This window comes from Calothrix sp. NIES-3974 (assembly GCF_002368395.1).
Taxonomy (GTDB): domain Bacteria; phylum Cyanobacteriota; class Cyanobacteriia; order Cyanobacteriales; family Nostocaceae; genus NIES-3974.
Genome location: NZ_AP018254.1, coordinates 470,674 through 483,539, shown reverse-complemented (window position 1 = coordinate 483,539; position 12,866 = coordinate 470,674). Strand labels below are relative to the sequence as shown.

The following is a 12,866-nucleotide window of genomic DNA, read 5'->3' as shown; positions in this document are numbered from 1 at the left end:
GTCTGCAAATACCACCATTTCGCAAACGATCATAAAACAATATCGTGCCAGTATACTTACAGTTTGATACTTTCCTACATCATCCTCAAGAGAGAAAAGGCGATTCCCTAATCCCTCACTGGAAAATAGGGAATGGGGAGCTAGGTTCTTGTTTGCTTGTGTCCAAATGACATGTAGACACACCAGAGATAACCCCAGTTGGTGGTGTCATACCATTTCACTCAAATTTTGAGACATTTTCTGACCCTGCTGCCAAAAGCTTCCTGTCAGGTATCAGTTTCCGTCCCGCCAAACTAGGGAATCGGAAGCATTTGTCGTCGGTTGGTACTCCCTGGATGGAGAGGCAGTAGCCATCATGAAGCATATACACTAGAACCGATAGGAGTGGTTGTTCCCACTACTTACTACTCCCAGCTAGATAAAAAATGGACGTGCGAGGAAAAAACTGGAAATCGATTTTGCATCCACAGGTTCACCCTCCAAAATCGCCTTCTCTAACTCTTCCGGTGTCATCAATACCGTTTCTATATCCTCGTCATCATCTTGGGTGGGGGGTTGCTCTAATTTTTCTAAATCTTGAGCGACGAAAGCATAAATAATTTCATCCGAATATCCAGGTGCGAGGGGAAATTCGCCTAATTTTTGCCATTTATGGGCACGATATCCAGTTTCCTCTTGAATTTCCCGCTTCACCGTATCTAAAGGTTCTTCCCCTTGTTCGACTGTTCCCGCTGGAAATTCTAAAATTCTGCCAGCCACTGCAAAGCGATACTGACGCACAAGTATCAATTTTCCATCCGCAGTCATCGGCACAGCAAGGGCTCCACCCGGATGGCGTACACATTCCCACTCACCTTCATTCTTGTTCGGTAAACGCAAACGGCTAACTTCAAAGCTAAATTTACGCCCCTGGTAAAACAGACGTTGCTTTAATAACTGCGGTAATTCTCTACCTAATGGCATACTTAAATCTTAATTATGGGTTGAAATTGCCCAAATATAACCGCAAAACCATGATGATGTCTGCGGCGCTTTGTGCTGGGAGTTGGTAATATTTTTTCACGAAGTGGGAATTTATGGGCAAATAATTCTACAATTCTGCAGAGGGACATAAATCCGCTAGCTGACAAATACCACATTGGGGCGATCGCGCTTTGCAGACAGCCCGACCGTGGTAAATTAATCTGATTGACCAGTTTTCCCAATCTTCCTGTGGTAATAATTTCATCAAATCCCGTTCGATGCGTATCGGGTCTTCGTGTTTGCTAAAGCCTAAACGGTTGCTTAATCGTTTCACATGGGTATCCACCGTTACTCCGGCATTAATACCAAAGGCATGGGCTAGAACTACGTTTGCTGTTTTCCTCGCCACACCCGCTAGAGTCAGTAAATCATCCATCCGTTGGGGAACCTCTCCCCCAAAGTCTGTAACTATCCGACGACAAGCAGCTTGAATATTTTTCGCTTTGTTGCGGTAAAATCCCGTTGATTTGATTAACTCTTCAATTTCTGTGACATCCGCATTGGCGATCGCGACTGCATCGGGAAAGCGGGCAAATAATTCTGGTGTCACTTTATTTACCCGCTCATCCGTACACTGGGCGGAAAGAATCGTTGCCACAAGTAATTGGACAGGGGTAGAGTAGTTTAAAGAACATGTTGCATCGGGATAGATACGTTTGAGACGCACGAGAATTTCTAGTGCCCTTTGTTTTTGTGACGAGCTTTTGCGTGTACGAGTTAGGGTCATTTTGATGGATTTGTCGGAGACTGGAGGGTATGGGGGCAGAGGAGAAATTTAATAATGCGAAAAGACTTTAGGGTCTGGGGAAAAGTCTTGGCGTGAGGTGAGGGAATAGGGAGTAGGTATTCGTGACAAGTTAAGGTTAAATTGGTTTTGTCAACTTGTAATTATCCTTAAAAGAGACGTGAAGATGAAGTATTAAATTTAAATTGACACTGAGTTTTTAGTGCCAAAATAAATGATGGACTCAAAATTTAGCGATGTGAACTTATGGGTAAATTTCCACAAAATCAACAGTCTATGCAAAGCCTCAACCCAACCTACAGTTATCTTTAACACCAAGCGTATTGGATTATAAAGACCTGATATATCGCGTCTTTACCTTTTTCCGCAAGCCCGAAAATCCTTCCCACCCCCTAATTTTTAGGGAAAAAGAGTTTCCTTCACAATCAGAAAAATTCCCAATCCTAAAATCAGGACTAAACCTGTTTGCATCACACCATCTTTAACTTGGGTGGGTAGGGGTCTACCGCGTACTCCTTCAATTAACAGGAATGCAAGTTGTCCGCCATCAAGGGCTGGGAGGGGCAGGGTATTAATAATTGCCAAATTGACACTGATTAATGCTGCGAACAAGAATAAATCTTCGGCATTATTTCTGGCAATGTCCGCACCCATTTTGACAATTTTCACCGGACCAGAAACTTGGCTTGCGGTATCACGGAAGTTGGTAAACAGTTGTCCGAAGCCTTGAATTGTGCCAATGAATATCTGTTGAAAGCGGTTGGCAGCAGTGTTCAAAATTTCACCAATACCGTCTGCCCGACGATAAATTTTTTCCCCATTGGGACTTAGGGCGATGCCAATTACACCCTTACCTTGTTCGTTGGGTTGGGGGGTGACTCTCAATACTAATCGGTCATTTTGACGCTGGATTTTGAGGGTGATTTCTTGGTTTGGGTGACTTTGAATTGCCTCGGTCAGGATTTTTGTGGCATTGGCAGAAGCGGGGATTTCCTGGTCATTTACCGCCAAAATGATATCGCGATCGCGAATTCCTGCTACATAGGCAATTGATTGCTCGCTGCTCGGTTGCACCACAACACCTGGTTGAAACTGAAATTCCTGGGGAATACCCACCACACCAAACTGCAACACCAGTAACAGGTAGGCGAAAATCAAATTAGCAATCACACCAGCGCTAATCACAATCGCCTGGTCAAGAATTGGACGATTACGCAATAGATTGGGGTCATCTGCGGGAAATTGACTATCGGGGTCATCATCGGGAAAGCCGACAAAACCACCTAAGGGAAAAGCCCTAACTGCGTATTCGGTTTCCGTTCCTTGATATTTCCACAAAATTGGCCCAAACCCCAGGGAGAAACGATTGACATGAATACCCTGGGAACGTGCTGCAATAAAATGCCCGAACTCATGCACAAGGATTAAAACAGCTAAAACTGCGATCGCCGCTAAAAATGACATAGGATATATTTTTTTTCAACCAGAAAACTACTATAACTAGATATTTTTAATTGTAAAGCGCCAATTGGTGTACATGGGCAATATTTGTGTTTTTCAGCAAAACTTTCTTGGGTTACTCCTTGGAAGTGAAAATAGGGAATCGGGAGTCGGGAGTAGCCTAACTTGTAACATCAATAGCTAAAACTAAATTTTGTGAAGGATACTTGACAGTCAACAAAAAAAATTCCTTCAATCGACCTGGAGGGTGACAATCTAGCTTCAAAGGTTTATGCAGCAAGGATTATAGAATGGCGATCGCACAGCGACTCCAGAAGGGGTATCGCCTTAACGATAAAACTAAATTCAGAGCCAACAACGGAAAAATAAGGCTTTTGCCTGAAGTTTATTGAGAATAGAATCAATCAAGCCGAAAAATGAAGTTTATCTTTGATAATGACAGACCGGCTTAAAACTATTGCTGCATCCTAGTTTCAGAAGTTTTCATCACCCCCAGTCCATCGACACTCGTTTCCCAGGGATTCTGGTGTTGCAGTTAACAGTTGCCAGTCAACAAAAAATAAATTTCTCCTGTATCCTGTATTCTGTATCCTGTATTCTTTTTCCGACTATCCCCACCATTTTAAACAATCATTCAGGTATATACTCATGCCCCTGGATTTTTCTATCCTCCCCCTAGCCTTCCGTTTTCAATCCCCTGGACCCACCCTTGGACCGTTACCGATTCGTTGGTATGGCATCTTAATTGCCAGCGCTTTGATTATTGGGGTGACTTTATCACAAAATTTAGCAAAAAAACGGAATATAAATCCGGAATTAATCGGAGATTTATCAATTTGGCTGGTGCTAGGAGCAATTCCTGCCGCACGCTTGTACTATGTTGTCTTCCAATGGTCAGAATATGCCCAAAATCTGGGGAAAATTTTTGCTATCTGGGAAGGGGGAATTGCCATTCATGGAGCAATTCTGGGGGGAGTGATCGCGGCAATCATTTTTGCCAAAGTTAGACATTCTTCATTTTGGCAGTTGGCGGATGTGGTTGCACCATCCCTAATTTTAGGACAAGCCATTGGAAGATGGGGTAACTTTTTTAACTCAGAAGCCTTTGGTAGTCCGACGGATTTACCGTGGAAATTGTATATTCCCCGCGATCGCCGTCCCCTGGATTTAATTAATTATGAATATTTCCACCCCACATTTCTGTACGAGTCGCTGTGGAATCTGGGTGTGTTTGCCCTCTTGATTTTCCTATTTGCCAGGGGTTTACAAGGTAAACTCAAACTCAAACCAGGTACATTATTTTTAGTCTACTTTGCAACCTATAGCCTAGGGCGTTTATGGATTGAAGGATTGCGCACCGACAGCTTAATGTTAGGTTGGTTGAGAATGGCTCAGGTGGTGAGTTTGATGGGTATTGTTTTTGGTCTAGCAGGTTTGTGGTGGTTGTACATCGCCAAGCGTTCCCTACCAGATGTTGTTACAGACGAGTCTAATCAGGGGGAAAACGGACAAAAAGTGCAAGAATAGTCATTCAACGTGAAATTTGATGAACTTTGTTCCCATCCTCTCCAGAATGGAGACACGATATATCGCGTCTCTACGAATAAAATTCATCTGTCCCATTCTTGTTTCCCATTGGTATCACATTAATCCAAAATCCAAAATCTAAAATCCAAAATAAAAAATGCCCCAGAGTTTTCTCCAGGGCTTAACCAGGGTGCATCTACCAATCACTTCTACTCTGTTTAGGGGTTTAATCCGGAAAACAGCCCAAAAAAATCTGAAAAAACTTGGTTATTCAAGAAACAAAACAACTATCCTATGTAATCATAACTAGCTTTTTCGCATGAAAAATAACTATAAAAATCATGTTCCTGGTGTTTACATAGTCGGTGCTGGTCCCGGAGACCCAGATTTATTAACCATCAAAGCCCAAAAATTGATTCGCCAAGCCGATGTAATTTTATTTGCTGATTCCCTGATTCCCCTGGAAATTTTGGATTGCTGCCGTTATGATGCGGAAATTTTGCGAACAGCCAGCGAAACATTAGAAACGATTTTGCCCATTATGATTGACCGGGTAAATCGCGGTCAGATTGTGGTGCGACTGCATTCGGGAGACCCTAGCTTATACAGTGCTATTTATGAGCAAATGCAGCTATTAGCCGAGGCAAATATTCCCTTTGAGGTGATACCCGGAATTAGCGCTTACCAAGCAGCAGCAGCCAAACTCAAGGTGGAATTAACTGTTCCGGGGTTAGTGCAGACAATTATTTTGACAAGAATTAGTGGACGTACCCAAGTACCAGCGACGGAAGAACTAGCATCCCTAGCAGCTCATCGAGCTAGCTTATGCCTATATTTGAGTGCGAAACATGTGGATATTGCTCAAGCCAAATTAATGGAACATTATCCCCCCCATACACCTGTTGCCGTTTGTTTTCGGATTGGCTGGGAAGACGAGAAAATAGAAGTCTTGCCATTGAAGGGTATGGCTGAATATAGCCATCAGCAAAAACTTCTGCGGACAACACTGTATATTATTAGTCCAGCTCTGGCTAATCAAACCTTAACAGAACAGAAAGAACAACAAGAATTGCGATCGCGCCTTTATCATCCAGACCATACCCGTCTATTTCGAGATATTCAGGAGTGAGGGAGGATAAATAATTATTTATCATGCCGAATCCAAAATCAAAAAGTTGAACCGTTCCAACCCCACATATATCCCTGAGCATCGGCAAATTCGATATATATCCGATTGGTGGGTACACCTAAACTTTGATTTAAAGTGGTACAAAAGTCCTGACTCATGGCTTGGGTTTGTTCCGGTTTCATTTTACCAATACTTTTGATTTCCACATAACAAGCAGGTTCGGTGGTTCCAGCGAAAGTCATCGGAACTTCGGCTTCAAAGGCTGTCATGACGTAGGATTCTGGCTTTCCTGTGTGTTGAGCGAGCTTTGCGGATAGATTTTTCAGCATTGCTTGTACATCTGGAGTTGCAGGTGCAGCAGTGGAAGTTTTGACTTGAATTAAGGGCATAGTAAACCAAATTTATTTATCAACGTCTACAACTTTATTTGTTAACAATATCAAGTTTTGAGAATAGTTTGAGAACTCCCTATTTACAAGCGAGAATTCACTACTCATCTCCAGCAAATTCCGGTATTGATAGCGCTAAATTATACACATATCGACGTGACAAAGATAGGCGTTTAGCCACCTCTCGACTTGCTTGGGAGCGGGATAAACCATCTTCTAGAAGTTGGATTAATTCGGTTTGAATTTGGGTGTCCGAAACTTCCACTGGTTGCGGTGTAACTCCGGCAACAATTACCGTATATTCTCCTTGGGGTTCCCGTTGTTGATAGTAATCAATCGCTTCCTCAACAGTTCCCCGCCAAAATTCCTCATGCATTTTGGTTAATTCTCTGGCGAGGACGATTTCCCGTTCTCCACCCAAACATAATTGTAAATCCGCTAACATGGCTCGTAGACGGTGGGGTGACTCATAAAAGATTAAAGTTCGAGTTTCTGATTGCAAAGAAGTTAAAGTCTGACGACGCTGATTTGATTTCGCGGGTAAAAACCCCTCAAACACGAATTTATCAGTCGGTTGTCCCGATGCACTCAAAGCTGTAATTGCTGCGGTGACACCGGGAATAGGGACAACAGTAATCCCAGCGTCAATACAAGCTGTGACCAATTCATAACCGGGGTCAGAAATACCTGGCATTCCTGCATCTGAAACTAATGCGATCGCGCGACCATGATGTAATTTTTCGACTAATTCGGGAATCCGACTAGTGCGGTTATGTTCGTGGTAGCTAATTTGGGGAGTTTTGATTTGAAAGTGTTGTAACAGTTTACCAGTGTGACGGGTATCTTCCGCAGCAATTAAATCCACATGTTGGAGAATCCGCACCGCTCGAAAGGTCATATCTTCCAAGTTACCAATCGGTGTACCAACAATGTATAAAGTTCTTGGTTTGGGTTCGTTACTTGCCATATCATTAATATAGTATTGGGATCTACACCTAACTCCCGCAATTTCCCAGCTAACAAGTCAGCACGTTCTTCACCCGTCAACAATAAGTTACCTGTATCATCCTACCAACACAACCAGGGTAAAGTCATATTTTGATATGTACTCTCCCAAATTCCCAATTCTACACCCAATGGAGAAATGGAAAAATCTCCACGTCTGGTAACTGGGTATGGTTAGGAAAAGGAACTATTGGAGATGAAAATAAGATTTCTGCTGTGGAAGACATTTAGGTTTTGGGTTTTGGATTTCCATAGAGATAACCCGACGGGTCGTCTCTAGGATTTAGGGTTTGATCAACAGCGTTAATTTATAAATAAATAATTAATTAATTCTTTCGACTTTGCTGATTTAGGGGATGATTTTGCTGAATATTAAACGAAATAATAATACTTTTAGCCTTCAGTTCATCCCGCATTTATGCAACGCCATTCTTGCTATGTCTTGCACGGTCAAATGGTTCATGTTTGAAAAGATGTCGCATTGCTAAGTCTCTACTGTCACCCGTCAACTGTCAACAAACCAAAAGGGAGATATATCAGCGTGCAAAGTATATCCCCTATTCCCTACTCCCGATTCCCTAACAATTATGTCTCCTAATGGATTATTTATTGGTCTGATTACCCTTGATTTAATTTATTTAGCTGACAATCCTCCCCAAGCCAATCAAAAACTAGTTGCAAGGGATAGTACGATTGCCGCAGGTGGTCCAGCAACTAATGCTGGGGTGACATTTAGTTATCTAGGTGGTCAATCTACCATTTTAGGTGTGTTAGGAAAACATGCGATCGCCCAATTAATCAAAAGTGATATTTGTCAATTTCCCATTACCGTGGCAGATTTAGCACCGGATACCACCAATTCCCCACCAGTCTCATCCATCATTGTCACCCAATCCACCGGAGAACGGGCTGTAATTTCTCTCAATGCGGTCAAAACCCAAGCAACCATAGAGTCTATCCCTCCCCACATCTATACCCAACTAGCCAATCACACCTATCAAATCCTGCTGATTGATGGACATCAAATCCCCGTGAGTCGAGAACTGGCTCAAATTGCCAAAACCCAAAATATCCCCGTCGTCATCGATGCTGGTAGCTGGAAACCAGGATTAGAAAGTTTATTACACCTAGTGGATTATGCCGTTTGTTCCAGTAATTTTTATCCACCCAGTTGCCAATCAAATGAGGATGTATTTACCTACCTCCAAACCTACCATATCCCCCACATCGCCATTACCCGTGGCGAAAAACCGATTCAATACCTAGATAATCACAAAGAGCAACGGGAAATACATACCATCCCCATCCCTCCAGTCCACACCGTTGATACCCTAGGTGCTGGAGACATTTTTCATGGTGCATTCAGCTATTATATCCTTAACCATAGTTTTCCCCAAGCCCTCACCCTAGCCACCCAAATTGCCGCAAAAGCCTGTAGCTGCTTTGGAACAAGGAAATGGATGGATTGGGGGAAGGTCGGAGACAGGAGACAGAATACAGCAGGGGAACCATTGGTCACAAATGAAGGTAATTAATAATTTGTCAATCAGTAATAATGCTGAAAATATTATCCATATTTGAGATTGGTAGCACAAATTTTTAGCCAGCGATCGCGTCAAATTAACATGAATTCGACGGATTTCAAAGGCTACAATCCTCGTGAATCAATGATTTTGAAAGTTAAGCTTCAAAGTAACCTCATTCATGAGTTGAGAACAATGTCAATAACTGACTGATTCCAGGTTTACTGATTTTATTTTCAACATATTAGGAGGTTTTGAGAAACTTCTATATTCCTAAGAATGATATTGGACAAGAGTTTCAGGCTTTACAACTCACCGGTCGTAGCCATTTCTCTCCGTAGAAGTACTCACGTCTCAATTCAAAAGCATTGTTCATGCTCCCGCAAAACCTCAGTACAAAGCTGAATTGGACACTAAATAACGTAGTCTATTTAAAGTTCCTACTCCCTGAAAATCTTTGGAATTTGTGAGGAGTCAGAGGTTAATGGTAATTTGACAACACAAACAGTTCCCACCCCTGTCTCACTAGTAATCTGAATCGTGCCTCGATGTAAGTCCACACACTTTTTGACTACAACTAATCCTAAACCTGTACCGGGTATGCTGCGGACATTTTTACCACGTTGAAAAGGTTCAAATAACTGTTTTTGCATATCTATGGGCATTCCGATTCCCCAATCTTGCACTGTTAATATTACCTGCTGATTTTGAAAATTAATATTTAAATCTACATGACCTCCATCGGGTGAATATTTAATGGCATTTGAGAGTAAATTGGCCAAAATTGAACGTAATAACTTTTCGTCAAAGTATGCAGAAACAACTTTGCCTATGCAATTAAAATTTAATTGATGTTTATCACCGATGCTCAATCGAAGTTCTTCGATAAACCCCCGGCAAAAAGCTTCTAAATCTAACAATTTAGGATTAAATTCTAACTTTCCCGATTCGGCTCGATTAATAGTTAAAATATCATCCAGTAATTGCACCATATTCTTGATGGATGTCTGAATTCGCTGTAAATTACGCAATCTTTTGCCTGAATTATCCCACTCATCCTGACAATTTTCTAATAATTGGGCAGCGGCTAAAGCTGTACTTAAAGGGGTGCGAAATTCATGGGAAGCCATTGCAAAAAAACGAATCTTTAACGCACTTAATTCCTTTTCCCTTTCTAAAGCCGAACGCACTTCTTCTAATCGCTTGCGTTCGGTAATATCGGCAATTACTGCAACCAATCCATTAATCTGATTTTCCGTATCATATAATGGAGCCGCCGAGAAAATTATATCTATCGGTGTACCATCTTTTTTATAACGTTGTAACTCGACTCTGGTATAGGTCGTCCCGGCAAAAATACTTGCTTGTAGTTTTTGATACTCTTCCGATTCATCATCCCCAAAAATCGGATTAGGACGATTGATTACCTCATTTTGTGTCCAACCAAACATCCGTTCGGCCGCTGGATTCCAAATTTGCACATTTCCAGCCAAATCCAGGGTAAAAATGGCCCGAGGAGAAGCCATAATTAAAGCCATCAACGCTGCTTCTGTACGTTGACGTTCAGCAATTTCTGCCCTTAAAAAGCTATTTGCGAGGGCTAATTCTTGGGTACGTTGTTGTACCCGTAATTCTAGTTCTGCATTTAGGGTTTGTAATTGTTGATAGAGTTCCGATTGTTGAATAGCGATCGCTACTTGGGTGGCAAGTTGTTTCATTAATTCTACTTCCCAGGATTCCCATTGGCGAGGACTGCGACATTGGTGAGCAATTAATAATCCCCATAGATGGGGGTTTTGGTGGGGATTTTGGCGATTTTCCTGCAAAATCGGCACAACTAACTTAGCTTTGACCTCAAATTGTTTGACAAATTCCGCTAAACAAGGCTCCACATCTGCTTGTTCGACGCTGGTAATTGTGCGAGTTTTACCCAGGGAATAGGCTTGATGATACTCCCCTGGAAATACCTCCGCCGGGAAATTTTCGCCTAAAATTTTTGTATACTCAGGTAGTACTGTCTCGGTAATGGCGCTACCTGTGCCATCAGACCAAAGTCGATAAATCAAGACCCGATCCGCTTGCAAAAAACTCTGTACCTCCGCCACTGTTGTTGCTAAAACTGCGCCTAAATCCAAAGATTCCCGGATATGCTGGGCAATCTGATTGACTAATCTTTCCCGTTGGGTTTGTTGTCGCAGTACCACCTCAATTTGTTTACGACGACTGACTTCCCGGTGAAAGAAATAGTAACCAATCCCCAAGGCGATCGCAATCAAGCCAATACCAATGAAAAGTAGATTGGGGATGGGGAAATCGGACATGGGTATGCATCAAGTATCGGGAACAGGTTATATCATTAATTTTGGATTGTAGATTAGTGTTCTGCCAAAATAAAAATGATGGACATATTATTTTTATAATTCAAACGCAGGCTTTTCAACCTGCACTACTACAAGTCCACATTATTTGTGGCAATTATTCCTCAAATTAGTACAACTTTTCACAAAATCCATAACCCGCATTCGCTGCTTTTGGAGAAGACTTAAGCCTACGTCAGAGTAATCTACAATTTACAATCTACAATTCAAAATGAAACAGATTTTATTATGTACAGATGGCTCCGTTTTTTCCCAGAACAGTTATCGCTACGCAGCATGGTTAGCGACCCGATTCAGAGCCGCAATAAATGTATTATATGTCACGGATATGCGACATCAGTCCACGGAGGAAATTGGGTCATTGAGGGGTAGTATGGATGTAAATACCTCCGATATGCTCATGAAGCAATTAGTGGCATTAGAGCATGAAAAAGCCAAATTATACAATCAACGGGCAAAATTAATTTTACAGGATGCCGAGGAAGCTCTTACCCGCGGTGGAGTCGAAGCGGTTCAAACCGTTCATAAAACAGGTTTTTTAGTGGATTACGTGCCAGAATTAGAACCGGAAGTTGATTTAATTGTTTTAGGTAAACGGGGGGAAACGGCGGAATTTGCTTCTGGACATTTAGGGTCAAATGTGGAGCGAATAATTCGCGCTAGTCGTAAACCTTGTTTAATCACTTCTCGTCAATTTCAACCAATTGAGCGATTTTTATTGGCTTACGACGGGAGTAAAAGCTGTCAGCAGATATTGCAACTTTTACAATTATCTCCTGCTTTTCAAGGCTTAGAGATGCACATAGTTACTGTTGCCAGAAATCGAGAAGATACAACTGCCAATTCACACCTAGAATTTGCCCAAGCACAGGCAATTCTTGCTGGATTTACACCCATAACTTCCCTCATGGTAGATAATCCCGAACATGCGATCGCGGATTATATCGAAGCCAACAATATCCATTTACTCTTGATGGGGGCTTATGGACATAGCCGCATTCGTCATTTAGTAATTGGTAGTACTACGGCTCAAATTCTTCGTAGTAGCAATATTCCGGTTTTAGTATTTCGTTAATGTCACCTTGGGAAGCTTTAGTTAACTGTTAACAGTTAACTGTCAACAACGGGAATAGAATTTAAATTAATCAGTAAATAGGGCTTGCTGAAAAATAGTAAAGACGCGATATATCGTGTCTCTATATCTTGTAAGCTTTAGAGGGTATTTGAGTTCCGGACAGTGCTTTCCCAATAAGTGCATAGAAGCTCAAAAAGCTGATATCTGTTGTTTTTTGAAGTCAAGCAAAAGTGGAATCGGTAGGGTTAAAACTACCCCCTATTCCCTACCCTTGCGAAAAGACTTTGACAGCAGACCCGAAATCAAACGTGAGTACTCCTCGGTCGTAGCTATCTACGATGAGTTATAAAGCCTGAAACTATTGTCCAGTATCATTCCTAGGAAATAGAAGTTTTTAAAAACCTCCTAGTATATTGAGAATAAAACCAGTAAACCTGGAATTAGCCAGCTATTTCTGGATATCTCACGAGTAAGTTGTAAGCCTTGAGTAACGAATTCATTTTCCTTCTATTCACTACTCCCTACTCCCTATTCCCCATGAGTTTTAGGATTTTGTGAGAAATGCGGGTATTGACTTTGTTCTTAACTAATGGATGAGGCGACTTTAAATC

Annotated in this window: 10 protein-coding genes and 1 pseudogene; 4 read left to right on the top strand and 7 right to left on the bottom strand. The window is 41.8% G+C overall.

The features are described from left to right. Nucleotides 1-414: 414 nt before the first annotated feature. From CDC37_RS01840 to rseP, 3 genes are all read right to left on the bottom strand, one after another. Nucleotides 415-963, bottom strand: a complete 549-nt coding sequence (locus CDC37_RS01840; RefSeq protein ID WP_096620221.1) for an NUDIX hydrolase — start codon at nucleotides 961-963, stop codon at nucleotides 415-417. Nucleotides 964-1,090: 127 nt separating this feature from the next. Further along, nucleotides 1,091-1,750: an endonuclease III gene (gene nth / locus CDC37_RS01835; protein ID WP_096620220.1), complete on the bottom strand. Its 660-nt coding sequence runs from the start codon at nucleotides 1,748-1,750 to the stop codon at nucleotides 1,091-1,093. Between the two features lie 417 nt (nucleotides 1,751-2,167). Beyond that, nucleotides 2,168-3,232 carry an RIP metalloprotease RseP gene (rseP, locus tag CDC37_RS01830; RefSeq protein WP_096620219.1) on the bottom strand — a complete coding sequence of 355 codons (1,065 nt, stop codon included), beginning with the start codon at nucleotides 3,230-3,232 and terminating at the stop codon, nucleotides 2,168-2,170. 645 nt (nucleotides 3,233-3,877) lie between these two features. On the opposite strand from rseP, the gene lgt reads away from it, so the two are divergent. Beyond that, nucleotides 3,878-4,756 (top strand): prolipoprotein diacylglyceryl transferase, encoded by an 879-nt coding sequence (gene lgt / locus CDC37_RS01825; protein ID WP_096620218.1) that lies wholly within the window; start codon nucleotides 3,878-3,880, stop codon nucleotides 4,754-4,756. A 319-nt stretch (nucleotides 4,757-5,075) separates the two neighbouring features. Beyond that, nucleotides 5,076-5,885 carry a precorrin-4 C(11)-methyltransferase gene (gene cobM / locus CDC37_RS01820; RefSeq protein WP_096620217.1) on the top strand — a complete coding sequence of 270 codons (810 nt, stop codon included), beginning with the start codon at nucleotides 5,076-5,078 and terminating at the stop codon, nucleotides 5,883-5,885. A gap of 38 nt (nucleotides 5,886-5,923) precedes the next feature. Here the strand turns inward: cobM and CDC37_RS01815 are convergent, their stop codons facing one another. From CDC37_RS01815 to CDC37_RS25075, 3 genes and pseudogenes are all read right to left on the bottom strand, one after another. Next, on the bottom strand, nucleotides 5,924-6,274 hold the full coding sequence (locus CDC37_RS01815) for a phenylpyruvate tautomerase MIF-related protein (protein WP_096620216.1): 351 nt from the start codon (nucleotides 6,272-6,274) through the stop codon (nucleotides 5,924-5,926). A gap of 100 nt (nucleotides 6,275-6,374) precedes the next feature. Next, nucleotides 6,375-7,241: a 16S rRNA (cytidine(1402)-2'-O)-methyltransferase gene (gene rsmI, locus CDC37_RS01810; protein WP_096620215.1), complete on the bottom strand. Its 867-nt coding sequence runs from the start codon at nucleotides 7,239-7,241 to the stop codon at nucleotides 6,375-6,377. 17 nt (nucleotides 7,242-7,258) lie between these two features. Further along, nucleotides 7,259-7,447 (bottom strand): annotated as a pseudogene (locus CDC37_RS25075) (Uma2 family endonuclease); the annotation flags it as partial. Between the two features lie 419 nt (nucleotides 7,448-7,866). On the opposite strand from CDC37_RS25075, the gene CDC37_RS01800 reads away from it, so the two are divergent. Continuing rightward, complete coding sequence (locus CDC37_RS01800; protein WP_096620214.1) at nucleotides 7,867-8,814, top strand: sugar kinase; 948 nt, start codon at nucleotides 7,867-7,869, stop codon at nucleotides 8,812-8,814. Between the two features lie 428 nt (nucleotides 8,815-9,242). Here CDC37_RS01800 and CDC37_RS01795 read toward each other — a convergent pair whose 3' ends face one another. Continuing rightward, a complete protein-coding gene (locus CDC37_RS01795; protein ID WP_096620213.1) occupies nucleotides 9,243-11,123 on the bottom strand; it encodes a sensor histidine kinase in 1,881 nt (626 codons plus the stop codon). Between the two features lie 268 nt (nucleotides 11,124-11,391). Here CDC37_RS01795 and CDC37_RS01790 point away from each other — a divergent pair, with 268 nt between their 5' ends. Continuing rightward, nucleotides 11,392-12,255, top strand: a complete 864-nt coding sequence (locus CDC37_RS01790; RefSeq protein ID WP_096620212.1) for a universal stress protein — start codon at nucleotides 11,392-11,394, stop codon at nucleotides 12,253-12,255. Nucleotides 12,256-12,866: the final 611 nt, after the last annotated feature.

Excerpts from the sequence above, each read along its gene's own strand:
- CDC37_RS01840 (WP_096620221.1), bottom strand. The coding sequence starts at position 963 with ATGCCATTAGGTAGAGAATTACCGCAGTTATTAAAGCAACGTCTGTTT.
- nth (WP_096620220.1), bottom strand. The coding sequence starts at position 1,750 with ATGACCCTAACTCGTACACGCAAAAGCTCGTCACAAAAACAAAGGGCA.
- rseP (WP_096620219.1), bottom strand. The coding sequence starts at position 3,232 with ATGTCATTTTTAGCGGCGATCGCAGTTTTAGCTGTTTTAATCCTTGTG.
- lgt (WP_096620218.1), top strand. The coding sequence starts at position 3,878 with ATGCCCCTGGATTTTTCTATCCTCCCCCTAGCCTTCCGTTTTCAATCC.
- cobM (WP_096620217.1), top strand. The coding sequence starts at position 5,076 with ATGAAAAATAACTATAAAAATCATGTTCCTGGTGTTTACATAGTCGGT.
- CDC37_RS01815 (WP_096620216.1), bottom strand. The coding sequence starts at position 6,274 with ATGCCCTTAATTCAAGTCAAAACTTCCACTGCTGCACCTGCAACTCCA.
- rsmI (WP_096620215.1), bottom strand. The coding sequence starts at position 7,241 with ATGGCAAGTAACGAACCCAAACCAAGAACTTTATACATTGTTGGTACA.
- CDC37_RS01800 (WP_096620214.1), top strand. The coding sequence starts at position 7,867 with ATGTCTCCTAATGGATTATTTATTGGTCTGATTACCCTTGATTTAATT.
- CDC37_RS01795 (WP_096620213.1), bottom strand. The coding sequence starts at position 11,123 with ATGTCCGATTTCCCCATCCCCAATCTACTTTTCATTGGTATTGGCTTG.
- CDC37_RS01790 (WP_096620212.1), top strand. The coding sequence starts at position 11,392 with ATGAAACAGATTTTATTATGTACAGATGGCTCCGTTTTTTCCCAGAAC.